General features: G+C 63.0%; 25 protein-coding genes. 8 read left to right on the forward strand and 17 right to left on the reverse strand.

Translation table 11 applies throughout. From position 1 onward, the window contains the following. Positions 1-149: 149 nt before the first annotated feature. The gene (locus ORS3428_RS25330) at positions 150-551 is read left to right on the forward strand and encodes a winged helix-turn-helix transcriptional regulator (RefSeq protein WP_071101025.1); all 402 of its coding nucleotides are present in this window, start codon (positions 150-152) and stop codon (positions 549-551) included. A 97-nt stretch (positions 552-648) separates the two neighbouring features. Here ORS3428_RS25330 and ORS3428_RS25335 read toward each other — a convergent pair whose 3' ends face one another. Continuing rightward, positions 649-1026 carry a flagellar export protein FliJ gene (locus ORS3428_RS25335; protein WP_071101026.1) on the reverse strand — a complete coding sequence of 126 codons (378 nt, stop codon included), beginning with the start codon at positions 1024-1026 and terminating at the stop codon, positions 649-651. A 446-nt stretch (positions 1027-1472) separates the two neighbouring features. Here ORS3428_RS25335 and ctrA point away from each other — a divergent pair, with 446 nt between their 5' ends. Beyond that, positions 1473-2168, forward strand: coding sequence for a response regulator transcription factor CtrA (gene ctrA / locus ORS3428_RS25340; RefSeq protein WP_071101027.1), 696 nt, complete (start codon positions 1473-1475; stop codon positions 2166-2168). Between the two features lie 81 nt (positions 2169-2249). On the opposite strand, the gene ORS3428_RS25345 is transcribed toward ctrA, so the two are convergent. Together ORS3428_RS25345 and chpT are read right to left on the reverse strand one after the other, a co-directional pair. Next, positions 2250-2618 carry a response regulator gene (locus ORS3428_RS25345; RefSeq protein WP_071101028.1) on the reverse strand — a complete coding sequence of 123 codons (369 nt, stop codon included), beginning with the start codon at positions 2616-2618 and terminating at the stop codon, positions 2250-2252. Positions 2619-2846: 228 nt separating this feature from the next. Further along, positions 2847-3476 (reverse strand): histidine phosphotransferase ChpT, encoded by a 630-nt coding sequence (chpT, locus tag ORS3428_RS25350; RefSeq protein WP_071101029.1) that lies wholly within the window; start codon positions 3474-3476, stop codon positions 2847-2849. 398 nt (positions 3477-3874) lie between these two features. On the opposite strand from chpT, the gene ORS3428_RS25355 reads away from it, so the two are divergent. Then, positions 3875-4396 (forward strand): DUF1134 domain-containing protein, encoded by a 522-nt coding sequence (locus ORS3428_RS25355; protein WP_244508094.1) that lies wholly within the window; start codon positions 3875-3877, stop codon positions 4394-4396. A 140-nt stretch (positions 4397-4536) separates the two neighbouring features. After that, on the forward strand, positions 4537-5682 hold the full coding sequence (locus tag ORS3428_RS25360) for a hypothetical protein (RefSeq protein WP_071101031.1): 1146 nt from the start codon (positions 4537-4539) through the stop codon (positions 5680-5682). 64 nt (positions 5683-5746) lie between these two features. Here the strand turns inward: ORS3428_RS25360 and ORS3428_RS25365 are convergent, their stop codons facing one another. The 6 genes from ORS3428_RS25365 to ORS3428_RS25390 all read right to left on the reverse strand — a co-directional run bounded on the left by ORS3428_RS25365 (position 5747) and on the right by ORS3428_RS25390 (position 10540). Further along, the gene (locus tag ORS3428_RS25365) at positions 5747-6544 is read right to left on the reverse strand and encodes a TrmH family RNA methyltransferase (RefSeq protein WP_071101032.1); all 798 of its coding nucleotides are present in this window, start codon (positions 6542-6544) and stop codon (positions 5747-5749) included. A gap of 54 nt (positions 6545-6598) precedes the next feature. After that, positions 6599-6937, reverse strand: a complete 339-nt coding sequence (locus tag ORS3428_RS25370) for an ArsR/SmtB family transcription factor (protein ID WP_071101033.1) — start codon at positions 6935-6937, stop codon at positions 6599-6601. Positions 6938-7103: 166 nt separating this feature from the next. Beyond that, positions 7104-7874, reverse strand: a complete 771-nt coding sequence (locus ORS3428_RS25375; protein WP_071101056.1) for a HugZ family pyridoxamine 5'-phosphate oxidase — start codon at positions 7872-7874, stop codon at positions 7104-7106. 37 nt (positions 7875-7911) lie between these two features. Continuing rightward, entirely contained in the window at positions 7912-9099 is a 1188-nt protein-coding gene (locus tag ORS3428_RS25380; protein WP_071101034.1) for a CaiB/BaiF CoA transferase family protein, read from the reverse strand. 6 nt (positions 9100-9105) lie between these two features. Then, the gene (locus ORS3428_RS25385; RefSeq protein ID WP_071101035.1) at positions 9106-9867 is read right to left on the reverse strand and encodes a 3-hydroxyacyl-CoA dehydrogenase; all 762 of its coding nucleotides are present in this window, start codon (positions 9865-9867) and stop codon (positions 9106-9108) included. 154 nt (positions 9868-10021) lie between these two features. Further along, on the reverse strand, positions 10022-10540 hold the full coding sequence (locus ORS3428_RS25390; protein WP_071101036.1) for a GNAT family N-acetyltransferase: 519 nt from the start codon (positions 10538-10540) through the stop codon (positions 10022-10024). 294 nt (positions 10541-10834) lie between these two features. Between ORS3428_RS25390 and ORS3428_RS25395 the strand changes: the two genes are divergently transcribed. Continuing rightward, positions 10835-11821 carry a glutathione S-transferase family protein gene (locus tag ORS3428_RS25395; protein WP_071101037.1) on the forward strand — a complete coding sequence of 329 codons (987 nt, stop codon included), beginning with the start codon at positions 10835-10837 and terminating at the stop codon, positions 11819-11821. A 221-nt stretch (positions 11822-12042) separates the two neighbouring features. Here ORS3428_RS25395 and ORS3428_RS34480 read toward each other — a convergent pair whose 3' ends face one another. Continuing rightward, entirely contained in the window at positions 12043-12348 is a 306-nt protein-coding gene (locus ORS3428_RS34480; RefSeq protein ID WP_443136879.1) for an ABZJ_00895 family protein, read from the reverse strand. 27 nt (positions 12349-12375) lie between these two features. Then, the gene (locus tag ORS3428_RS25400) at positions 12376-12873 is read right to left on the reverse strand and encodes an NUDIX domain-containing protein (protein WP_071101038.1); all 498 of its coding nucleotides are present in this window, start codon (positions 12871-12873) and stop codon (positions 12376-12378) included. A 68-nt stretch (positions 12874-12941) separates the two neighbouring features. Between ORS3428_RS25400 and ORS3428_RS25405 the strand changes: the two genes are divergently transcribed. After that, the gene (locus tag ORS3428_RS25405) at positions 12942-13877 is read left to right on the forward strand and encodes a metallophosphoesterase family protein (RefSeq protein ID WP_071101039.1); all 936 of its coding nucleotides are present in this window, start codon (positions 12942-12944) and stop codon (positions 13875-13877) included. On the opposite strand, the gene ORS3428_RS25410 is transcribed toward ORS3428_RS25405, so the two are convergent. The 4 genes from ORS3428_RS25410 to leuA all read right to left on the reverse strand — a co-directional run bounded on the left by ORS3428_RS25410 (position 13867) and on the right by leuA (position 19309). Next, on the reverse strand, positions 13867-14484 hold the full coding sequence (locus tag ORS3428_RS25410) for a hypothetical protein (RefSeq protein WP_071101057.1): 618 nt from the start codon (positions 14482-14484) through the stop codon (positions 13867-13869). The two genes, ORS3428_RS25405 and ORS3428_RS25410, sit on opposite strands and share 11 nt — an antisense overlap. A gap of 72 nt (positions 14485-14556) precedes the next feature. Beyond that, the gene (locus ORS3428_RS25415) at positions 14557-15360 is read right to left on the reverse strand and encodes an alpha/beta fold hydrolase (protein WP_071101040.1); all 804 of its coding nucleotides are present in this window, start codon (positions 15358-15360) and stop codon (positions 14557-14559) included. A 230-nt stretch (positions 15361-15590) separates the two neighbouring features. After that, a complete protein-coding gene (locus ORS3428_RS25420; RefSeq protein ID WP_071101041.1) occupies positions 15591-17372 on the reverse strand; it encodes a tetratricopeptide repeat protein in 1782 nt (593 codons plus the stop codon). Positions 17373-17569: 197 nt separating this feature from the next. Continuing rightward, positions 17570-19309 (reverse strand): 2-isopropylmalate synthase, encoded by a 1740-nt coding sequence (gene leuA, locus ORS3428_RS25425; protein ID WP_083355286.1) that lies wholly within the window; start codon positions 19307-19309, stop codon positions 17570-17572. A gap of 508 nt (positions 19310-19817) precedes the next feature. Between leuA and ORS3428_RS25430 the strand changes: the two genes are divergently transcribed. Then, entirely contained in the window at positions 19818-20984 is a 1167-nt protein-coding gene (locus ORS3428_RS25430) for an ATP-grasp domain-containing protein (RefSeq protein WP_071101042.1), read from the forward strand. A 5-nt stretch (positions 20985-20989) separates the two neighbouring features. Next, positions 20990-21766: an esterase family protein gene (locus ORS3428_RS25435; RefSeq protein WP_071101043.1), complete on the forward strand. Its 777-nt coding sequence runs from the start codon at positions 20990-20992 to the stop codon at positions 21764-21766. A gap of 59 nt (positions 21767-21825) precedes the next feature. Here ORS3428_RS25435 and ORS3428_RS25440 read toward each other — a convergent pair whose 3' ends face one another. After that, on the reverse strand, positions 21826-22578 hold the full coding sequence (locus ORS3428_RS25440) for an SDR family NAD(P)-dependent oxidoreductase (protein ID WP_071101059.1): 753 nt from the start codon (positions 22576-22578) through the stop codon (positions 21826-21828). A 54-nt stretch (positions 22579-22632) separates the two neighbouring features. Next, positions 22633-23736, reverse strand: coding sequence for an AbrB family transcriptional regulator (locus tag ORS3428_RS25445; RefSeq protein WP_071101044.1), 1104 nt, complete (start codon positions 23734-23736; stop codon positions 22633-22635). Positions 23737-23792 lie beyond the last annotated feature (56 nt).

Here is a 23792-nt window from a genome sequence, read left to right on the forward strand (position 1 = left end):
CGCTCGTCGACGAATAGGACGTCGGGTCCACCGACGGTGTTCTGGATAACGGCACGCATAAAGGCCTCCTTCTTGGTTCGTATGCCGCTATCATCTGGATAGTAATATTCCATTGTCCAGTATGCACCTTATCGATATATAGGCACCTCATGGATAGTGATGACGCTCCGTTAGGCTATGATGCGTTCCGGCGCACCTGCCCTTCGCATACCGTGCTCGAGATGCTGGCCAGCAAATGGGTCTACCTGACCGTTTGCGCTTTGAAGCGCGGCCGGATGCGCAATGGCGAGCTGGCGCGCAAGCTGGAAGGCATCACACCGAAAATGCTGACGCAGACGCTGCGCGTGCTGGAGCGCGACGGCCTTGTCCGGCGCGAGGTCTATCCGGTCATTCCGCCGCGGGTCGAATATGAGCTGACGGATCTCGGCCGGAACCTGGCGGAGCTGCTCAGCCAGATCCGGTCCTGGGCGGAGGAGCATKCGCCCGACATCAAGGATGCCCGTGCGAGGRCATCGGCGGATCATCGGGACGATATRGCAGTGACGCCTTGAAGCGGGGCGRCAGGATTTCTCCTGGCGCGGTTCAAGGGCGAGGGTTCARGGGCGAAACCGGTGAGTGTGCAGCGGTCGCCGCGAAGCGGGCTCCGGCTCAGCCGATCATGGCGCTGCGGCCACCCGTTTCCGCGTCGCGGACCTTGCTGTCACGCGATTCCAGCATCTCCGCCTTGGAAAGCTCCGCTTCAGCTTCGCCGAGTAATGATTCGGCCATGGTTCGCTGCTGGGCGAGGTCGCTTTGCGAGTTCCTGAGATTGTCGCGGCGCAGGCGCGCCGCCTTGGCGAAGGTCGGATAGGCAAAATGGTTGATGTCGGTGATGCCGGCCTTTTTCTCTTCGGCGACGATCTGGGCCTCCAACTCGACGGCCATGCGTTCGAACTCGGCGATCATCATGTCCAGCTGCAACAGCTGGCGCCGCTTCTCATTCACCTGAAACTGCTTCAGCCGAACGAGGTTTTCACGTGACTTCATGACTCGGTACTCCCGGAAACGCACACCTGCATATCGTCCCATCAGCCTCGAAAGGCCCTAGCGTCACCCGTTTCCCCCGGCTTTCCCAAGGCTATAGGAAACAAAGCCCTAAAGATTTTTGCCGGCGGTAACCATTCGTTTACGGGCATTGTTAATCATACGGGCGAGGACTTAAGGCCGGGTAAAAATTCCGGCTGTGGCGGAAAGCGGGCCTGCGAGTCCCTAGAGTCACTTACGCTGACTTATTAAAGTGGTACATGAGCGGCTTGGGTGTCTGATTCGTTATTAGATTCAAGTAGGTGTAGAAAGGGGTTAAAAAATCTGATATCGTGACCGACACGAAATTAGGATTTGTTAACCAGTCGGTGGCACCTTCTGTTCAGGCAATCACTGCTCCGGTCCCGGACGGGTCGTGAAATGGTCCGGCAGCAGAAAAGGGGAATGAAATGCGTGTTCTGCTGATTGAAGACGACAGTGCAACCGCACAAAGCATCGAGCTGATGCTGAAATCGGAAAGCTTCAACGTTTATACGACCGATCTCGGCGAAGAAGGGGTCGATCTCGGCAAGCTATACGACTACGACATCATCCTTCTCGATCTCAATCTTCCCGACATGTCGGGCTACGAAGTACTGCGCACGCTTCGCCTTTCCAAGGTCAAGACGCCGATCCTGATCCTCTCCGGCATGGCCGGCATCGAGGACAAGGTGCGGGGCCTCGGTTTCGGCGCCGACGACTACATGACCAAGCCCTTCCACAAGGACGAGCTGGTGGCGCRCATCCACGCCATCGTCCGCCGCTCCAAGGGCCATGCCCAGTCGGTCATCACCACGGGCGATCTGGTGGTCAACCTCGACGCCAAGACCGTCGAGGTCGGCGGCCAGCGCGTGCACCTGACCGGCAAGGAATACCAGATGCTGGAGCTGCTCTCGCTGCGCAAGGGCACGACGCTCACCAAGGAAATGTTCCTCAACCACCTCTATGGCGGCATGGACGAGCCGGAACTGAAGATCATCGACGTCTTCATCTGCAAGCTGCGCAAGAAGCTCGACGCGGCGTCCGGAGGCCAGAACTACATCGAGACCGTATGGGGTCGCGGCTATGTGCTGCGTGAGCCGGAAGACATCCGCGTCAGCGCCTGATCAAAAGTCGGYCAAAGCAATCAAACAAAAACCCGGCTCCGGCCGGGTTTTTTCATGCGCGCGAAGCTGCCGCCCGCGGGATCAGGCGGCGATCTTCAGGACACGGAAGCTTTCGAGCAATTGTGCGCGATTGAAGGGCTTGAGAAGATAGCCCTGGGCGCCGGCCCGTTTCGCACGCATGATCGCGCCGACATCGACTTCGATCAGCGATACAAGGATCTGCGGCTTGACCGCGCCTTCCATGCCGCGGATGCGACGAATGAGATCCGCGGCCTGYATGTCCGCCAGCCCGCCGTCCACCACGACAACGTCCGGCATGTCGGTGGCGCAGATGTCCAGAGCATCAAGCCCGGTTCCGGCTTCGATGACCACGATGTCCGAGCCGCCTAGGATACGCTTTGCGACCTTCCTGATGACGCTGGAATCGTCCACGAACAGGCAGCGCTTCATTTCCGGGTCCTCTTTGCCATCTGCCGATCCGGCAATCTCCGGTAACAGGGGCATCCTAGAGCAAGCCGGTAAAGAAGCCGAAAAGCCGTTAGGTAAAGTTTTTCCAAAGAGGCGGATCGCGGTTTTCGCCGCCGACCCAATACAACGTCAATTGCGAGCGTTRCTTCGCCCGCGTCGAACGCAGCAATAGTATTTGAAGTTAATACTTGGCCGTTCTTGGTCGTTGCTTCAGGCTGCCGACAGCACGATCTCTTCCGCGGTCGCGTGGATCGAGATCGTCATGTTGGCTTCGCGCGCCAAAAGCAGCGTGTAATAAGGCTGGACCGAGTGGGCGTCGATCGGTTCCTCAGGCTTGTTGCCGGAATGCAGCTCGAGGAATTTCGGCGGGACGCGCAGCATCGGGCCGCTGGCCGACAGCGAAAAGCGCGGCTCGGTCTCGAGGTTCTCCAGCGTGACCACCAGCTTGYCGCCGCGCGGTATCGCCGCATTGGCGACGAGAATGAGATTGAGYAGCAGCTTGACCTTGTTCTTGGGCAGCAGCGCGCGGGCTCCGTTCCAGACCAATTCCGGCTTCTCGTTCTTCAGGAAGGCGATGGCCACGGCCTCGGCGTCGCCGGTGTCGATCATCATGCCGGCCGAGCCGGCGGCACCGAAGGCGATGCGGGCAAACTGCAGGCGCGCCGAGGCATTCCTGGCGCTCTGGCGAATCAGTTTCATGGCGTCTTCGTCGGCGCCGCCCTCGTCGAGCAGTTCGAGGCCGTTGTTTATGGCGCCGACCGGCGAAATGATGTCATGGCATACGCGGCTGCACAAAAGCGCAGCCAGATCGGGGGCGGAGAGGGCGAAGAGCTCAGCCATCGGAGAAATCCCTGCTAGTTCACATGTTCATGGCCGAGCAGCGAATTCGCGCCGCCACGCGAATCACGCTCCTTCCAAGGCCCCCTGAATACACAGCGCCCGCCCAAGCATCAACAAATCCGCAATTGCGGGCGCCGAAAAATGATGCGCTGACGCGGGGAAAACCAGGCGAAACAAGGCCCTGTCAGCCTTCGAACCGCCATCTTCGTGCGCCAGCTTAATGGTTGAAAAAGGATTACGGCATAGTTTGCCTGTGATAGTCATCTCGAAACGGCCGCCAAGAGCCGTAAGGGGTACGAGGCGTCGGCGAAAGTGCTCCCTGACGGAGATTTGGAAGCATGTTTTCCCGATTCTACGACCGGACATTCGTCCGCGTCCTCACCGTGACGATCGCCCTCATGGGTGCTGTCATCTTCTCAACATYGGCAACGCGAGCCCAGGAATATACCGCGCAGGAGATCGTCGATTCCGGCCACAAGTTCTTCGGCGCGACGTCGGGCGGTCTCGCCACCGTGGTCGAAAAGATCTTTGCGTCCTACGGCCTCCCCAACGGCTATCTGCTCGGCGAGGAGGGATCCGGCGCGCTGATCGGCGGCCTGACCTATGGCGAGGGCACGCTCTACACCAAGAACGCCGGCGACCATAAGGTGTTCTGGCAGGGCCCATCGCTCGGCTGGGATTTCGGCGGCGAGGGGTCGCGCGTGATGATGCTCGTCTACAATCTCGACGACATCAGCAGCCTCTACAACCGCTTCGGCGGCGTCGCCGGCTCCGCCTATGTCGTGGCGGGTGTCGGCTTCAATGTTCTGCAGAGCAACAGGGTCCTTATCGTTCCGATCCGYACCGGCGTCGGCGCCCGGCTCGGCGTCAATCTCGGCTATCTGAAGCTTACGGAACGACCGACCTGGAATCCGTTCTGACGGGACAGGATTGCCACAGCCGCTCGGATAAGCCTTAGCGCGCCGCGGCATGCTCTTGCCGCGGCGCTGGATTTCCGCCATGCCAAGGTGGCACAGTGGGGCATTGGCGGTCGCTGCCCTCGCATATCGGATAGTCCACCTTGGTCCAGTCGATCCTGTTCTTCGCACTCGGCTTCCTCTGCGCCGTCTTTCTGGTATCGCTGATCGCGCCGGCCGTCTGGCGGCGGGCCGTTGTCCTGACGCGCAGACGCATCGAGGCGTCGATGCCGCTGACGCCAGCCGAGATCCAGGCTGAAAAGGATCGGGTCCGCGCCGAATACGCAATGACCACGCGCCGGCTCGAGATGAATATCAAGAGCCTCAAGGAGAAGGCGGCCGAGCAATTGGTCGAGATCGGCCGGGGCCGTGAGGCGCTGAAAGGAATGGCGGTCGAGACGAAGGACAAGAACCAGGCGCTTTCCGATCTGCAGGCCAAGAATGCAGAGCTCAAGCAGCGCGAGGAAGAATTGCGTAACCTATCGGAAAAGCTGGCGCAGGCGGAGCGGACCCTGGAACAGCGCGCGCTCGATCTGCAAAAGCTGGAGCAGATGTATGACGACGCCAGTTTCGCTTCCAGCAACCGCCAGATCGAGCTCGTGGCCCGCGAATCGGAACTGGACAAGCTCGCCAATGACATTGCGGTGCTGCGCAGCCAGCGCAAGGAAGCGGACCGGCGCACCCAGGAAATCGCCGCGGAAGGCAAAGCGGCCAGAGACGCGCTCAAGGCCGAAAAGAAGCGGGTAGCCGAGTTGGACAAGAAGGTCGAGCGGCTGCTTGCTACACTTGCCGACCGCGAGGAAAAAATCGACCGGCGCGAGAGGGAGCTTGCCCGCATGCGCGAACAAACAAAGCAGGGTCTCGCGGCAAATGGTGGAGCGCGCCAGGCCGGCGAGGTTCAAGGCGTCGACAAGGCCATCGCCAGGCTCGAGGGCGATCGGCAGCGGCTGGAGGCGAGGCTGACGGCGCTCGCGCGTGAGAACAAGCGGCTGAAGACCAATCTTGCCGGGTTCGAAACGGCAAAGCCCGAACAGGCAGCCGATGCGCGCCGCGCCAGTGCTGCGCTTCGCGAGCAGATCAACGAGCTGGCGGCCGAGGTCGTCAATCTGACGCTGAAGCTGGACGGACCGGATTCGCCGATTGCCAAGGCCTTGGCAGCCCCTGTCGACGGCCGACAAGGCGCCGGCGAGCGCGGCATCAGCCTCGCCGACCGCGTAAGGGCCCTGCAGAAGGCCAACACAACCAACTGAGCCGGGTGCCGGGGCTGCCCAAGCGACGCGCCTGATGGGCGTGTGGCATCGTCTTGGAATTGCTCTATCGGTTCGAAAAGTGATGCAGGGCGATGGCCGAAGCGGCGGCGACGTTGAGGCTGTCGAAGCCCTCCGCCATCCCGATCCTCACTGTCCGCAGCCGGTTGAGCAGGGCTGCAGGCAGGCCTTCGCCTTCGGTGCCGAGATAGAGCGCCAGCCGCGAACGCCTTTGCGCGGCGCGAATGTCACTCTCGCCACGCGGCGAGAGTGCGAATTGGCCGAAGCCCATTCGGTCGAGCGTGGCAATCAAGCGCACAGTGTCACCGAAGGACGCGAAGGGGACCTTCAGCGCGGCGCCGACGGAAACGCGGATCGCCTTGCGATAGAGCGGATCGCAGCAAGTGGGATCGAGAAGTACGGCGTCCGCGCCGAATGCGGCCGCATTGCGGAAGATCGAACCCATGTTGTCGTGGTTGGATATGCCCACCAGAACAACCACCAACGCRCTTGCGGGCAAGGCGTCGAGCAGGGCCTCCGCGCGCCTAGGGGCGCCGCGAACGCCAATCGCCAATATGCCGCGGTGCATGTGGAAACCGGCGATCCGGTCCACGACCTCGCCCTTGGCGACATAGACCGGGAAGTCCGCGGGCGCCTTGCGCAAGACGTCTTCCAGGCCCGCCAACCTGTTTTCGAGAATGAGCGCTGACTCAGCAGTGAAGCGTCCTGCCGACAACAACAAATCCAGCACCACCTTGCCTTCCGCGACGAAGCGCCCGTGGCGGCCGACGAGGTCGCGCTCGCGGATATCGAGATAGGCGGCGACACGCGGATCCTGCGAATCGTCTATGCGGATGAGGTTCATGCAAGTCTCGCCGGCAAAATCGTCAGCGAGGTAAGGAACTTTGGATCGCGAGGGTCAAGTCCCGGCGCGTCGCATTCTGTAGGCCATCTGGGACAGGTCRCCGTCGCCGAAAATGCCTTCCAGCATGCGAAGCAGCTCACGCACCGCGTCGGACTTGCAGGAATAGTAAATCATCTGGCGGTCGCGACGCGTATCGACGAGGTCGAGCGCCCTAAGCTTGGCCAGATGCTGCGACAGAGCGGACTGGCTCAGCTGGACTTTCTCGGCGATGGCACCGACCGACATTTCGCCGTCGATCAGATGGCTTACGATCAGCAGCCGTTTTTCATTGCCCATGAGCGTCAGAAACGCAGCAGCCGATTCGGCATTRGCGACTAGCTTGTTCGAGATCATAGATCCCCCATGGTTTCCGGCTCGTCCAGCCGCCATGGGGGCAATGGAGGCTGAATTCCAAAATGTTGAGGTCAGGAAGCGCCGTTGAATCAGCGCCGTAACGAAGGGTAGATCATTTCATCCAAATCTCAAGCGGTGCTTTCGATCTAGGATGATTAAACTTTCGCTACTGTGCCTGGCCGGCGGCGCGCCCGGTCTTTGCCATCTCGACCAGGACCGGGCGCAACTGACTGGCCGCGGCGAGAGGCTGGGGGAAGAAGACCCTGCACGTGGAATCCGAAGAAGCCAGATCCATGCCGTCGGCGTCGAACCCTGTGACCATCCAGYCGTCGCCTTCGGCCCGGCCGAAATGGCGCGCATAGAGGCAAAGCGCATCGCGATGATCGGCATTCATGTGGTCCAACGCCGACTGCTCGCTGGCCGCGAGTTCCTCGGCGACCGGGCCGCTGGTGATTAAGTCGGCGCGCTCCAGAAGATAGGCCTTGCCGAAGCCGCCATTCAGGCTGGCACGCTCAGGCTCGAGGCGGAATATCGAGAAGTCGCCGAGCCCGGCATAGAGCCTCGCTTTGGGGTTGCGGTTGAGGTAGCGCCGTTCGGCGCGAACGTGATCGGCGGAACCGCGCTCCAGCCGCAGCGCCCGACACGCAAGCGCGATGCGCGGATGCGCCAGCGGATCGCCCTTGCCGGGTTCGCCAACCAGCAGCGAGCAGCGCGGGTCGGCAAGAAGCGCGCCGGTATGCGCCGAAAGCATCGAGATGAGGATCAGCGGCGCGCCGTCGATGTCGGTCGCGACGCCGACCCGGCTTGCCAGCGGCGCGCCGTTGCCAGGCTCGATTACCGCCAGCGCGGCGAAGCTGGCCGAGCGGATCAGCGTCTTCGCCAGCCTGATGGCCTTGGCATCAGTCTCGCGGATGACATCCTTCCTGGTTTCCGTCAAAGCGTTCACCGCGATAAGTTGATTTCTATTCTCCGGTTTATTGGCCAAACAAGCCGGACCTGACAAGGGCTTCGATTTCACTTTCGCCGACACCGAAGCGTGCCAGCACGCGTTGTGGCTCACGGTCGGTGAAGGCCGGCGGCGAGGCTGACGTCGGCGAAGCGTGCGAGAAGCGCGGCGCCGGCGCCGGGCGCTGAAGCTTGCCGGATCTTACGAAGCTCCGCCGGGCGCGGCTTTGCGGGTGGTCCTTTGCTTCGGTCAGGGACAGGACGGGAGCGACGCAGGCGTCGGTCGAGCCAAAGACGTCGACCCATTCGTCGCGCGTCTTCTCTCTGATCCTGCCTGCGATGGCGGTGCGCATCTGAGGCCACAACGTCCTGTCATACTGGCTATGGACAAAACGCTGGTCGAGCGGCAGGAGTTCAGCGAACTCGGCGAAAAAGCCGGGCTCGAGGCAGCCGATGGYGACGTACCGGCCGTCCGCGGTCTCATAGGTGTCGTAGAAGGGCGCCCCGGAATCGAGCAGGTTCTCGCCGCGGCTGTCGCTCCAAAGTCCTGCCGCCATGAAGGCGTGGATCGGTGCGGCGAGCATGGATGCGCCCTCGACCATCGCCGCGTCGATCACCTGGCCCTTACCGGTACGCGAACGCTGGAAGAGGGCGGCCAGCACGCCGGCGATCAGCATCATGGCGCCGCCGCCCTGGTCGGCAACGAGATTGAGCGGCGGCACGGGCGGCGCTCCTTGCCTGCCGACCGCATGCAGCAGGCCGGCATAAGCGAGATAGGTGATGTCATGGCCAGCGCGGCGCGCCAGCGGACCATCCTGGCCGAAGCCCGTCAGTCGGCCATAGACCAGTGCCGGATTGCGATCGAGCACGATATCGGGCCCTAGGCCCAGCCGTTCCATGACGCCGGGGCGAAAGCCTTCTATGAGGACGTCGRCCTTGCCCGCGAGGCGCAGCAGAAGTTCCGCGCCTTCCGGGCGTTTCAGGTCGAGCTTGAGGATGGAGCGGCCGTGGCGATCGAGGTCGTAGGCTTCCGGCAAGGATGGGAGCGGCTTTTGAGCGTCAGCCCGCTCGATGCGCAGCACCTCGGCGCCCATTTCCGAGAGCATCAGGGCGGCGAGCGGCACCGGGCCGAGGCCGGCCATCTCGATCACTTTGAGGCCGGCCAGCGGCCCTGTTTTGCCGGCGGTAGCGTCGGCGCCTGTCGGCGGTGCGTCCATTCCCTGCTATTTCGGCGCCATGCGGATCGCGCCGTCGAGGCGGATGGTCTCGCCGTTCAGCATCTGGTTCTCGATGATGTGGAGCGCAAGCGCTGCATATTCGGAAGGCTCGCCGAGGCGCGGCGGGAAGGGCACCGAGGCGCCGAGCGAATCCTGAACCTCCTGCGGCATGCCGGCCATCATCGGCGTCTTGAAGATACCCGGGGCTATGGTGCAGACGCGAATGCCTGAGCGGGCGAGGTCGCGCGCCACCGGCAGCGTCATGCCGACGACGCCGCCCTTGGACGCCGAATAGGCAGCCTGGCCGATCTGGCCGTCATAGGCGGCGACCGAGGCGGTATTGACAATGACGCCGCGCTCGCCGCCTTCGAGCGGGTCGAGCCTGGCGGCTCGGTCGGCGACGAGGCGGATCATGTTGAAGGTGCCGATCAGGTTGATCTCGATCACCTTGCGGTACTGGTCGAGCGGGTGCGGACCGTCCTTGCCGACCGTCTTCACGCCAATGGCGATGCCGGCGCAGTTGACGAGGATGCGCGGTTCGCCGAGTTTTTCGGCGACTTCCGCAATCGCGGCTGTGCCGCTTTCACCGCTGCTGACGTCGCACTGAAGGGCGATGCCCCGGATGTCRGCAGCCACCTTCGCGGCGCGCTCGATGCCGACATCGAGTATCGCCACCTTGGCTCCCCTGGCGGCAAGGACGCGCGCCGTTGCTTCGCCAAGCCCGGAACCTCCGCCGGTGACGATCGCGACCTGTCCGATCGGGTTCATGAAGGCGTCCTCCCATGATTTCGGATCATGCTACGAAGCCCGCCCGGAAGGCGCAACCTGATTGAGGTGTCGATTAACGGGGGGTCGATCGAAGCACCGATTGACGGGATCGAACGCTGCACGATTGCCCGGCGGGCCAGGTCATGGGCGGTAGCTATTCGGGCAGCCGGGCCGTGTCCGCATGGCAGACCTCGCCGACGAACCGCGCCACCGAGCCGGACTTGATCTCGTGATGGAGCAGCCGGTCGAGGTCGACCGGGCGCGGCATGGTGATCTGGCCGCGCGGGAAGCGCTTGAAGCCGAGCGGCCCGTAATAGGGCTCGTCGCCGACCAGCATGACGGCCGGCGCGCCAGCCTTGGCCGCGGCTTCGAGCGCGATCGCAACCAGCCGGCGGCCGATGCCGAGATTCTTGAAGGCGGGCCGCACGGCGAGCGGTCCGAGCATCATGGCGCGCCCGCTGCCGGCCGCAACGCGCGTCATGCGTACGGATGCAATCACGCTATCGTCCTTCACCGCGACAAAGGACATCGAGCGGTCATGTCCACCGGCCTCGCGGATCTTGTAGGCGGCAAGCACGAAGCGGCCCGGCCCGAAGGCTTCGTCGTTGATGGCTTCGATTTCAGGATCATGCGCCGGGTTTTCCGGCAGATATTTCACGTCGGCAAGGCTCATGGTCTTTGCGTTCCGGTATGCGAGGAAAGGTTTGCTGCATGCGGCAGCATTCGCCAGTCAGCGCTTCATCAAGCGCGGGCACCCTTTCGTCGTCGGTCGAACCGGATCGAGGCAAAGTCGAACATGGGCGCCTCCGCTAGCATCAAATTTGTGCGGCTGCAATCGGCGCTTCTGCCCTTTTCTTTCCGTCGCTTGACGATCTGGTTCGTCGTTTGACGAACTGTTCAGCGCCTCAGGGCTTCGATATTTCAGCCGCGCACCTAAATCTGTTTGAGAATTGCAGGAGATTTTCGCATGGGACTGCTGATCGAAGGCAAATGGCAGAACCGGCCGACGGTTGCCGACAGCAGCGGCAGGTTTGTGCGTGCGGAGGCACAATGGCGCGACTGGGTGACGCGCGACGGCACGCCGGCGGAAGCCGGCAAGCGCGCCTTCAAGGCGGAGCCCGGCCGCTATCACCTTTACGTGTCGCTGGCCTGCCCATGGGCGCATCGGACGCTGATCTTCCGCGCCTTGAAGAGGCTGGAAGGCATCATCTCCGTCTCGGTGGTRCACCGTTTCATGGGCGAGAATGGATGGACCTTCAAAGCTGAGGACGGCGCCACCGGCGACACACTCTAYGGCCTCGACTACCTGCACCAGATCTATGCCAAGGCCGATCCCGCCTATTMGGGCCGGGCATCGGTGCCTGTGTTGTGGGACAGACAAGAGGAAACCATCGTCAACAACGAGTCCTCCGAAATCATCCGGATGCTCAATTCCGCTTTCGACGAATGGGGCGATGCGAGCCTCGACTTCTATCCGAAGGCACTGCGTCCGGAGATCGACAAGATCAACGCGCTCGTCTATCCGGCGATCAACAACGGCGTCTATCGCACCGGCTTCGCCACCACCCAGGAGGCCTATGAGGAGGCATTCGGCGAGCTGTTCTCGGCGCTCGACACGGTGGAAGAGCGGCTGTCGAGGCAGCGCTATCTGGTCGGCGAGCGCATAACCGAGGCCGACTGGCGGCTGTTCACCACGCTGGTGCGCTTCGATCCGGTCTATGTCGGCCATTTCAAATGCAATCTGCGCCGCATCGCCGATTATCCGAACCTGTCGAACTATCTGCGCGACCTCTACCAGGTGCCCGGCGTGTCAGGGACGGTGAACCTCCAGCACATCAAGGCGCATTATTACGGCAGCCACCAATCGATCAATCCGACGGGGATCATCCCGGTGGGGCCGGAGCTCGACTATGCCGCGCCGCACGATCGCGGCAGGTTCAGAAAGGCGGCTTGAACTGATCTAACGGAAGGTCTCGGTGTCGGCCCGGGCTCGTCTGGCGAGCTCGGCTTTCARCACAGTTTCCCCAAATCGGCTTGAATACCAGGCAGCATTCAAGCCAAAAGTCAGCAGGAAGGCGAACAGAACGCTTCCAGTCCACACGGCCAGAGGAACGCTGCTCAGGTCGTGCTGTTTCGCTTCCCAAACGATGGCTAACCAATCCAGTGGTGCCGAAATCAAAAAGGCTGCCAGGTTGAGAGAAGAACTATTGTCCAATATTCCCCGCGATTGAACAATCGTCCGTTTCTTCTTATGAACTTGTATAGCGCAACGTTTGCTGATCCGAAGCTTATGGCGAATCCGGCGGCTTTGCCGAATTCCTTTGAAAGCGTCGGGATGRCAATCACCAAGATGCCTAGTGCGATCGTCAAAGCCAACATCGTCAAAGTATAATACCCAACATAAGGCCAGACGCTTACGGAAGGCTCATCGCGGTTGCTCACTGTATCCCCCCAATTCCACGATCGCCTGAAGTAGAGCATAGAGTTTCTGCAAAGGAGAAAGCAAGCCTACCAATATGCCGATACAGGCTGGCCGCCAAAAACCTCTGCTATCCGTCGCCGCGTCGCCGGTGTCGTCTCCTGCGGCAGGCAGCCGAGCGCGAAGAATCCCGCCTCGGCGATCTCGCGGTCCGGCAGCTTCGGCGCCGTCTGGCTGAAGGCCTCGACCAGATAGAGGCCGACATGGTCGCGGCGGCTGGCGCGGCGGTTGAAATGCATCGATTTCAGCACCGGCTGGGCGGTCATCCTGATGTTGCCCTCCTCGGCCAGTTCACGGGCCAACGCCTCCAGCATCGTTTCGCCGATCTCGACGCCGCCGCCTGGCAGTTGCCAGCCCGGGACATAGGTGTGGCGGATGAGGAAGACGGAGTTGGAGGCGCGATCATAGACAAGGCCGCGTACGCCGAGCGTCATTGGGCGCCGCAGCAGGAAATAGAGGTGGAACAGCCTTGCCCTCAGCCCCGGYCAGCCGGTCTGGCGGAACGCCTCTTCGGCCGCGTCGGTCATCCAACAATCCGCAGGCGAACAGCAAACGGTGAGTAGAAAGCCCCGATCGCGTCGCTTAAGAAGGGACCATGTTCAGGCTCGCGCATATCTCCGATGTCCATCTGGGGCCGCTGCCCGATGTAACCTATCGCGATCTCGCGTCCAAGCGCGTGCTGGGTTACGTCAACTGGCAGCGCAACCGCCGCCGRCACATGCACGATGCCGTCATCGACTCAATCATCRCCGATATCAAGGCGAGCGCGCCCGACCACCTTGCCGTCACCGGCGACCTCGTCAACCTGGCGCTCGATGGCGAGATCGAGATGGCGAAGCACTGGCTGGAAACGCTCGGCTCTCCTGACGACGTGTCCGTCGTGCCGGGCAATCACGATGCCTACGTGCCGGGCGCCTTCGACAAGGTCTGCAGGTCATGGGCCGCCTGGATGACCGGCGACGGCGTCAACAGCCCGGTCGACCGCAATTCCTTTCCCTATTTGCGGGTGCGCGGCAGCGTCGCGCTGATCGGCGTCACGACTGCGCGGGCCACCGCGCCCTTCATGGCCAACGGCTTCTTCATGGAAGGGCAGGGGGAGCGGCTCGGCGAAGTCCTCGAGGCCACCGCAAAGCAAGGGCTGTTCCGCGCCATCATGATCCATCATCCGCCGGTGCGCGGCGCGGTCGCGCAGCACAAGCGGCTGTTCGGCATCGCGCGCTTCAACAAGGTCATCCGCCGGCATGGCGCCGAGCTTGTCCTGCACGGCCACTCGCACCTGCCGTCGCTGTTCACCATCGGTTCGCGCGGCGCAAGAGTGCCGGTGGTCGGCGTGGCTGCCGCCGGTCAGGCGCCGGGCACCAAGCACCCGGCGGCGCAGTACAACCTCTTCGACATCAGCGGYGCGAAGGACAGCTGGCAAATCCGCCTGACCAGGCGCGGCCTGACCGGTCCTRCGCTGCCGCCATCGGATCTTCAGGTGATCGAGCTTGGCGCCGATATGCCTGTGGTTCGCGAACTCGTCAGAAGCTGATCTTCATCTGGACGATACGGTCCCAGAACAGCACCAGCGACACGGCCAAACCCACCAGCGCGCCGGCGGCGATCAGGCCAAGGCCGGCGAAGAAAGTCGTCCAGCCGTTTCGCCGAGCCTCGGATCGCAGCGGCGGCTCGGCTTCCTGGACCGCCGCGCGATGCAGGCCGGGCGCCGCGCTCTCGACTGCGCCTTCCATCATCCGCTGGCGCTCCACGACACGCTCGGCCACATAGCGCGTCACGGCATCGGCGACGGGTTTCATGTCGGTCGATTCGGCCAGCACCACGCGGCCGATGCGCGTGTCCTTCAGGAACCGGTAGGTGCGGCGATCGCGTCCCATGGCGACGTGGCTCACGGCATCGATCCACATCCGCGGCTGCAGGCCGGACGAGACGGCAAAGTCGAAGCTGTCGATGTCCGTCGGCACATCGGCGAAGACGGGCGCCAGTTCGCTGGCCAGAAGCTCGAGCCGCATGCGGTGCGCCTCACGCATGTCGACCACCACGTCGTCGCGGTCGGCGAAGGCATTCTTGACGTCGCGGATGGCATCCGCCAGCTTTCGCGACGGCTCGATCGGGGTGATTTTCTCGCCTGAGTCCTGCATGGCGACTGCCTCGCTGTTGGTAAACAGCGAGTTAACACAGTCGCCGGCAAAATGCACTCTGGATGGTGCCGGTCAGCCAGCTGCCGCGCTCAATGCCTGTGGGCGGGGCCTGCCGCGGCGCCGCGTGTTGCGGCGCACGATCTCAGCAACCAGGTCCGGCGCCTCCTCGACCAGCATGTGGCCGGCTTGCAGCACGTGATGCAGGTGGAAATGCGCCGGCAGGGCCTCGGCCTGGCCGACAGGCAGGACAGGGTCGTCCGTCCCCCAAGCCACCAACACCGGCATTTTGAGGGTGTCGRGCTGCTCGCGGGGGATCACCCCTTGCCGGTCGCCCGTCGTCATCACGGCTGCCGCCTCGACAAGCGATTGCAGCTGGCGCGGCGCGCCGCGCATGCGGAAAAGCGCGTCCACCACATGGGGTGGCGGTACGGCTCGCGGTCCGGACATCGCGGCAAGACAGGCGCTGATCTCGGTCCTGTCGGCCGCGGCCGCATAGCGGCGCAGCAGCGGACCGTTGATCTCGGGACCGAAGCCGCCCGGCGCCAGCAAGGTCAGCGAGGCCACCCTTTCGGGAGCGGCGAGCGACATCAATGTTGCGATCGCGCCGCCCATAGAATGGCCAACGAGGTGAACCTTGCCCAGTCGGCGGGCGGCCAGATCGGCGAGGATGACGCGCGATGCCTGCTTGGCGCCGCCATTTCCGTCGCATTCCAATGAGCTTCCATGGCCCGGCAGGTCGTAGGCCAGCACCCTAACACCCGGCAGCAATGCGGAAATCACGTCGCGCCATATCTCATGGCAGCTGCCGAAGCCGTGCAGCAAGACGATCGTCTTCGAGCCGGCGCCGCTTTCGGCGACATAAAGGGACGGGACCATGAAATTTGTCGGCTGCGAAGTAAAACGAATGGTTATTCCAATGGCGGCTGCATTGCTCCCGGGGCGGATGGATAGCCAGTAAAATTTTCGCGACCGGGGCGATCAGCGCCGAACCAAGTTACGCAAGCATACTCTAATATTTTTCGGTCGTCCTCGTGCTATTTGGGCGGCATCCGGGCGGTCGAGGCTCGAACCCGTCGTCGGCAGACGTGGCAGAGGAACGGACGGCCTCAACTCGGGTTACCGATTCCGGCAGAGCGCAAGGACTGCACCAGCCGGTCGGTGAGATCGGCGGGATACTTCCTGTCGACGAAGGCCGCGCGCGGATCGGCGGCGAATTTCGGGAATTCGACCGTAAGCTCGTTGGCCAGCTTGCCCGCCAGCTTGTCGCGRCCGGAAACCTTGGCGCCGATCAGGCGCGCGGCCAGATAGTGCGACTTGTTTGCCGTTGTCCGTAGTGATTCGCTGGCGATCGYGGCCCTCCTCATGTCGCCCTGCATGAATGCTCCGACAAAGAGGCCGTAATCCCACCATGTCGGGTGGCCGCTGAAGGTCTCGACGGCGTGGGCCAGGATCGGCGTCCCTTCCTGATATTTGCCGGCGAAGATCAGGCCGTAGCCATAGGCGGCGGCCATGCCGAGATCGTAGGGGTTCAGTTCGTAGGCCTTGCGCATCCAGCGGATCGCTTCCTCCGTATTGCCCAAGCGGCTGTTGAGGTAGCCATAGGCGCGATGCGCGTGCGGGCTCATCGGCCCCATCTGAATGGCGCGGTGGGCRAACGACATGGCCTGTTCGATCGACGCGCCGGGTGGATAGGCGTAATGATTGGTGACGGCTTCCAGATGGAGCGAGGCAAGTTCCGAGTAGATGAGCGATGATTTGGTGCTCTCGCCGACCAGCTTCTCCAGACAGCGATAAGCCGCCTCGTAGGTCTTGGGGCTCTGGTCGAGATAGTAGCGGTCGTTGAGCACCAGGCATTCGATCTGGCTGGTCTGGATTCCGCTCTGGTCGATGTAATTGTAAATGGCGCCGGAAGCCGGGATCGCCGATGTCAAGAGGCCCGCAATGTTGCTTTCGATCGCCGAAGGCGCGCTTTCGGCCGGAGTGAGATTGCGCGACAAGAGAACGCGTCCTGTTGCAATGCTCTGCAATTCGACCGTGACGTCACCAGCGCCAGGTCCAGGAACAACATCGAAAACGAAGCTGACCGGATCAGCCGAAGCGTCGCGCGTGGCGTTTGCGTCGCGTCCGATGAAGTCAATAGTGTCGAAGCCGGCAAGGCCCGCGCGCAGCGATGCCGCGACACGGGCGGCGTCTGGTCCGTCGGCCTTGGTGGCGATGTAGATCAGAGGCAGCCCGTCGAACACCGGTGAAGCGATGCTGTCTGTTGCACGGCTCGCCGTCTCGACCGGCGCGGCTGCGTCGTCACCGTGCTGAAAGGCATCGCCTTGGCGCGCGACAAGGACTCCCAGCATGGCGATGACCAGCACCATGGCAGCCCAGAAGAAGCGCAATTGGCGCGCCAGCGATGAGGCGGATGTCGGTGTCGCCGTCGGCAGTGTGGCTTCAGCAGGCGCGGCATCGGCGGGTGCGGGGGGCTCGACATGCTCGGCCGGTGGCGAGGCGCCCTGACCAGTATCGGCAGGCTTGGCCTTGGTGGGCAGCTGGATCTCGTTCAATTCATAGGAAGGGACATAGCCGCCGCGCGGGATGGCGATGCGCACCGGCTCGGCAATGCCCTCATTGTCGAAATAATGCTGCAAGAGCTCGCGCAACCGTCCAGCCTGGACGCGCACCACGGCATCGGTCGAAGGATCGAAATCGCGATCCTTGCCGAAGACGTCCATGGCGATGGAAAGGCCCTTCAGCCTGTCGGCCTCACCGGCCTGCTCGCGCTCGACGAGATAGCGTAACAGCCTGCGGGCACGCTCGGAACGTCCGAACGTTTCGCTGGCAAGCAGTCGCTCCAATGTCTCGCGCACTGCGGGGGCGGCAGGCGTGGCAGGCTCCAAGTGTCGAACCCTTCAAAGTCGGCACAGGTTAGGGCGCGATCATATAGCGCCGGCGCCGTCGCACAAGAAACCTTCTATTATGCGATCGCGTAAGCCACCGGAAATTTCCCTACCGGTTAATGAATTTGGAAGCCGCTGCGCCTGTCACGAAACGTGCCGCGTTCCGGCGAACGCGGCACCCTTCAAGGCTCGAACAATCAGCCGGCCTTGCGGCCGAGGATGCGGTTGGCGGCCGAAACTACAGCCTCCAACGAGGCGGCGACGATGTTGGTGTTTATCCCGGCGCCGAACAGCTTGCCGCCCGGATATTCCATCTCGACATAGGAGATGGCCGAGGCATTCGAGCCGCGCTGCAAGGAATGTTCGGAATAGTCGAGCACCGACATGTCGACCCCGACATGACGCGACAGCGCATCGACGAAGCCGTCGATCGGGCCGGTGCCGGAGCCGGTGATGGTCACTTCCTTGCCGTTGTCGAGGATCTCCGCCTCCACCATGCGCCGTCCCTTCACCTCGGTGTCGGGATAGGTGCGATGGTCGAGGAACTTCAGCCTGGCGCCAGGCTGGTCGACATAGGTTTCGAGGAAGCGCTCGTGGATGCGCTTGGCCGGCACTTCCTTGCCTTCGGCATCGGTGATGGCCTGGATGTCCTGGCTGAACTCGATCTGCAGGTTGCGCGGCAGGTTGAGCCCGTAGTCGGCCTGCAGCACATAGGCGATGCCGCCCTTGCCGGACTGCGAGTTGATGCGGATGATCGCCTCGTAGGTGCGGCCGACATCGGCGGGGTCGATCGGCAGGTAGGGCACTTCCCAGAGCGGCGTGTTGGCCTTGCGCAGCGCTTTGATGCCCTTGTTGATGGCGTCCTGGTGCGAGCCGGAAAAGGCCGTGTAGACCAGTTCGCCGACATAAGGGTGACGCTCCGGAATCTTCAGCTGGTTCGAATATTCGTAGACGTCCTTCATCCGGTTGATGTCGGAGCAGTCCAGCTCGGGATCAATGCCTTGCGTGTACATGTTGAGCGCGAGCGTCACGATGTCGACATTGCCGGTGCGCTCGCCATTGCCGAACAGCGTGCCCTCGACGCGGTCGGCACCMGCCATCAGGCCGAGCTCGGTGGTAGCGATGCCTGTGCCGCGGTCATTGTGCGGATGCAGCGAGATGATCAGCTTGTCGCGGTTGTCGAGGTTGCGGCACATCCACTCGATGCGGTCGGCATAGACGTTGGGTGTCGACATCTCGACCGTCGAGGGCAGGTTGATGATCAGCTTGTTGTCCGCCGTCGGCTTCACGATCTCGGTGACGGCGTTGCAGATCTCGAGCGCTACCTCGAGCTCGGTGCCGGTGAAGCTCTCCGGCGAATATTCGAAGCGATAGYCGCCGCCGGCCTTGGCCGCCATGTCGGTAATCATCTTGGCGGCGTCGGTTGCGATCCGCTTGATGCCGGCGACATCCTTCTCGAAGACGACGCGGCGCTGCAGCTCGCTGGTCGAATTGTAGAAATGAACGATCGGGGTCTTTGCCCCCTTCAGGGCTTCGAAAGTCCGCGTAATCAACTCCGGCCGGCATTGCACCAGCACCTGCAGATCGACGTCATCCGGCACGTTGCCTTGCTCGACGCACCAGCGGGCGAAGTCGAAATCCGTCTGYGAGGCCGACGGAAAGCCGATCTCGATCTCCTTGAAGCCCATGTCGAGCAGCAGCGCGAACATGCGCGCCTTGCGATCGTGGCCCATCGGATCGATCAGCGCCTGGTTGCCGTCGCGCAAGTCGACCGAGCACCAGGCCGGCGCCTTCTCGATGACTTTGGACGGYCAGGTGCGATCGGCGAGGTTGACGGTCGGGTAGGATTGATATTTGCGGGCGGCGCCGGGCATGTGCCCGGCCGCTTGCGCGCCCATTTCTGCCTCGCCGGCGCGGATTGCTTCTCTTCTATTCATCGTCGTCTCTCCCGGCGGCTCGTACGGTCGCCCTCAGGCGGATCGGTGCCGAGCGGCGCCTTTACCACAGTTTCGTTCGCTTGATGTGACTTGCCAATCTGGCCAAGGAGCATGCGCCTCGAGCGGCGCGATCGACCGCCGGGCGCTCCTTCAGCGAACCCGGCGATCGCCGATAAGGCCGAGAAGAAGCAGGGTCGAAGCAAGCGCGCGCACGGTCTCGCCGGCGAAGCCGGGGCGAGGAGAAGCGACGGAGCGGGTGCGCGTGGTCATGGCGGCTCTCTTACAGGAGCAGCAATCCGGAGGCAAGTGCGGTCAGGTCGCACTTGAAGCGCGTCGCATCGAGCTCGATTCGAGCGGCGCGCTTTAAATCTTTGGTTTCATGCATGTCGTTTTCCCAAAACCGCCGGACGGCTCTAGGCGACATGCATTTGGCACGGGCACTTCCCCGCACCAGGCAAATGCGCCACACTCTCCCTCGGAGGGATCTGATCCCAGGGGGRGGCCGCGCATGAACTTCGTGTTCTTCTCGCCGCATTTTCCGGCCAACGGCGCCGATTTCTGCGACCGGCTGAGGAAGGCCGGCGCCACCGTGCTCGGCATCGGCGACGCGCCCTATGAAACGCTGAGCGGCCAGCTCAAGGCGGCGCTTTCGGAATATTACCGCGTCGCGGACATGGAGAACTATGACTCGGTGTTCCGGGCGATGGGGCACTTCATCCACAAATGGGGCCGCATCGACCGCTTCGAATCCTTGAACGAGCATTGGCTGGAGCTCGAGGCCAACATCCGCACCGACTTCAACATCTTCGGTACCAAGCTCGATTTCGTGAAGAATCTGAAGCRCAAGAGCCGCATGCGCGCTTTCTTCCGCAAGAGCGGCGTCGAGACCATTCCGCAGCGCAAATGCTCGGACCGCGCCGGCGCCATGACCTTCATCCGGCGGGTCGRCTATCCGGTGGTGGTCAAGCCAGATTCAGGCTCCGGTGCCTCGAACACGTTCAAGATCTCGAACACGAAGGAACTCGACCAGTTTTTCAAGGACAAGCCAGAGGGCGTCAGCATCGTCATGGAGCAGTTCATCGAAGGGCTGGTGGTGACCTATGACGGGCTGGTCAACCGTGACGGCGAGGTGGTGCTCGCCGCCAGCCACCGCTACGACCAGAGCGTCATGGAAGTGGTCAACCGCGACCGCCACATGAGCTACACGTGCTTCCCCGAGATCACGCCGGCGGTCGAGGAGGCGGGCCAGAAAATCCTCCAGGCGTTCGACGTGCGCGAGCGCTTCTTCCACATCGAACTGTTCGAGACCAAGGACAAACGCATCATTGCGCTCGAGGTCAACATGCGCCCGCCCGGCGCCTGGATGACGGACGCCATCAACTACACATTCGACATAGACGTTTATGGCGCATGGGCCGACATGGTGGTGAAGGACGCCACCGGCGGCCCCTACATGGGCAAATACTTCACCGCCTATGCCAGCCGCAAACGGCACCTCGACTATTTGCACAGCCATGAGGACGTGCTTGCCGCCCACGGCGACAAGATCGTCCATCATCAGGCCATCGAAGAGGTTTTCAGCCGCGCCATGGGCAACTACGCCTACCAGATGCGTTCGAAGGACCAGAAGGCGCTGCGCCAGGCGGTGGACTATATCCACGCGGAAAAGGCGTGAGGGCGATGGACGTTTCCTATCACAAGGCCCACGCCCGCAATCTCGGCCGCGACATGGAGTACAAGCGCTACGGCCATGCCGGGCGGCCCGTGGTTGTATTCCCGACCTCGCAGGGACGCTTCTACCAGTTCGAGGATTCGGGCGGCGTCGGCGCGCTCACCGARTTCATCGATACCGGCCGCATCCAGCTGTTCACGCTCGACGGCATCGATTCGGAGTCCTTCTTCGACAAGCAGGGCGATCCCGCGAGCCGCGTCGCCCGACACGAAGCCTATTTCCGCTATGTGCGCGAGGAGGCGCTGCCGGAACTCCAGGCGGTCRCCGCCAAGGCCAATGGCGGTCGCACTCTGAAGCCGCTCTTCTGCGGCTGCTCGATGGGCGGCTATCACTCGTCGAATTTCGTGTTCCGCTTTCCTGAGCTGGCAAGCGGCGTGATCTCGCTGTCAGGCGTCTATTCGACGCGCGACTTCTTCGGCCGGACGCTGGAGGGCAGCATCTATTTCAACTCGCCGCTCGACTATCTGCCGGGGATCGTCGACCAGCGGCTGYTCGGGCGGCTGAGGGCGCTGAGGCTGATCTTCTGCTGCGGGCAGGGCGCCTGGGAAGAGYGCATGCTGGTCGAAACGCGTGAACTGGAGCAGGTGCTACGCGACAAGTCGATCCCGGCCTGGGTCGACTATTGGGGCGGCGACGTCAGCCACGACTGGCCGTGGTGGCACAAGCAGCTCGTCTATTTCTTCGGCCGCTGGCTGGATGACGACCTTATGCACCGGCTGGACTAAAGCGCGTCGCGATCTTTCAGATCGGCTTCATGCGCTTCAGGTTTCTGAATTTGCGCATGTCAGTATGTGGCACGCCCGCCCGACAGATCAAAGGTAGCGCCGGTGGTGAAGGAATTCTCGTCCGACAGCATGAAGGCGACCATGGCTGCCGCCTCCTCCACTTCGACGAAGCGGCCGCGCGGTACCTTGCCCAGCATGTAGGTCACCTGGGCTTCGGTGAGCTGCTCGAGGATGCGGGTGCGGGCGGGTGAGGGGGTCAGCGCATTGACGGCGATGTCATGGCCGGCGAGTTCCTTGCCGAGCGATTTGGTCAGCGCCAGCACGCCGGCCTTGGCCGCCGAATAGGCGGCGGCATTGGGATTGCCCTCTTTGCCGGCGACGGACGCGACGTTGACGATGCGGCCGTAGTTGCGCCCGATCATACCGGGCACCAGGCGCCTGCAGCAGTAGAAGACGCCGTTGAGGTCGATGTCGATGATCTGCCGCCAGGCGGYCGGATCGTAGTCCACGACGGTGGCGGCTGGCCCGGCAATGCCGGCATTGTTGACGAGTAGATCGACAGTGCCGATCGTCCGTTCGGTCTCGGCGGCTGCRCGGTCGACGGCCTCGATCTGCGACTGGTCGCATATGAATGCCTCCACCCGCCCCAACACCGCGAGATCCCTCACAGCGTTTTCCATCGCAGGCTGGTCGATGTCCCAGATGGCGACGCTGGCGCCCGACGACAGCAGGCGCCGGGCGACCGCAAGGCCGATGCCTTGCGCGCCGCCGGTCACGACGGCGACGCGGCCAGAGAGATCGACGACATTCAGACGGCGGGTCATGGGCATCTCCTTTGCTTCCCCCCTTGCATTGGATATCGCGGATCAGTCCCTGACGTTGCGCGCCACCAGCTTAGCGACGCTTGGCCCAATGAGCAGCACGACGAGGAAACGGGCCGACTGCAGCGCCATGACGAAGGAGATCTCGACGTTCCGCGCCGCGGCGGCAATGATGGCGACGCTATCCATGCCACCGGGGCTGGTTGCGAGATAGGCGGTCAGCGGGTCGATGCCGAGCAGGCGGCTGATCAGGAAAGCGAGGCCRCCGCAAAAGGCGATCAGCGCCATGATCGAGGCGACGATCTGCGGCAGGGCGCGCGCCGCATGGCGCAGGATCGGCCGGGTGAAGTTCAGCCCGATCGCCCAGCCTACCATGGCGTAGCTGAGCGCCAGCAACCAGGGCGGCAATTGCATCGATACGCCGAAGCCGAGATGAACCACAGCGCCGAAGATGAAGGTGCCGAGGAAGAAGGGGGAGGGCAGCCRCAGCAGCTTTCCGAGCGAGCCGCCGACGATTGCGATGCCGATGGTGGCGGCGAAGGCTATCGGGTCGACCGGCGGAAACCAGACGATGGGCGGGACTTTGACGCCTGCCGTGTCGACCCACATTTTGGCGACGAGCGCCGCCGTCATCGAGACGAAGATGACGCGCAGATATTGCATGAAGGCGACGAGGCGCTGATCGGCGCCGAAGGCGCCGGCCATCAGCACCATGGCGGTGGCGGCCCCCGGCGAGGAGCCCCAGACGGCGGTGGTGCCGGGCAGGATGCGCCAGCGGCTGATCAGCCAGCCAAGCAGGCTGGAGGCGGCGACGGTGGCGATCACCGCGACGAGGAAGAGCGGCCATTCGGCATAGAAGACCGGAAAGATGTCCACCGAGATCGAATTCGCCACCAGGCAGCCGACCACGGCCTGGGCCGCGCCGAACAGCGGGCGGGGCACGCGCACGGTGGCGCCGTTGGTGCCGGCCAGGATCGCCGCCAGCATCGGGCCGATCAGCAGAGCCGCGGGCAGGGCGGCCAGTTCCAGCGCGCCGGCAAGAAGCAGCGATACCACCACCAGCACCAGCCACTGCTGCGGCAGGCGCAATCGCGCCATGCGCTCAACGGGTGGTTGGTCCGGGCGCTGATGTTCCGGCGAGGTGTCCATACCCGGCTCTTAGCCCGAGCGCGGGCAAATGCGAACCCATTTCCCGCCGAAAGTTC

It is taken from the genome of Mesorhizobium sp. ORS 3428 (genome assembly GCF_001854785.1).
Classification (GTDB): Bacteria; Pseudomonadota; Alphaproteobacteria; order Rhizobiales; family Rhizobiaceae; genus Mesorhizobium.

Bases quoted from the DNA above. Each gene is read 5' to 3' on its own strand.
- ORS3428_RS25335 (WP_071101026.1), bottom strand. From the start codon at position 1,026: ATGAAGTCACGTGAAAACCTCGTTCGGCTGAAGCAGTTTCAGGTGAAT.
- ORS3428_RS25390 (WP_071101036.1), bottom strand. From the start codon at position 10,540: ATGAGCCTTGCCGACGTGAAATATCTGCCGGAAAACCCGGCGCATGAT.
- ORS3428_RS25410 (WP_071101057.1), bottom strand. From the start codon at position 14,484: ATGCAGGACTCAGGCGAGAAAATCACCCCGATCGAGCCGTCGCGAAAG.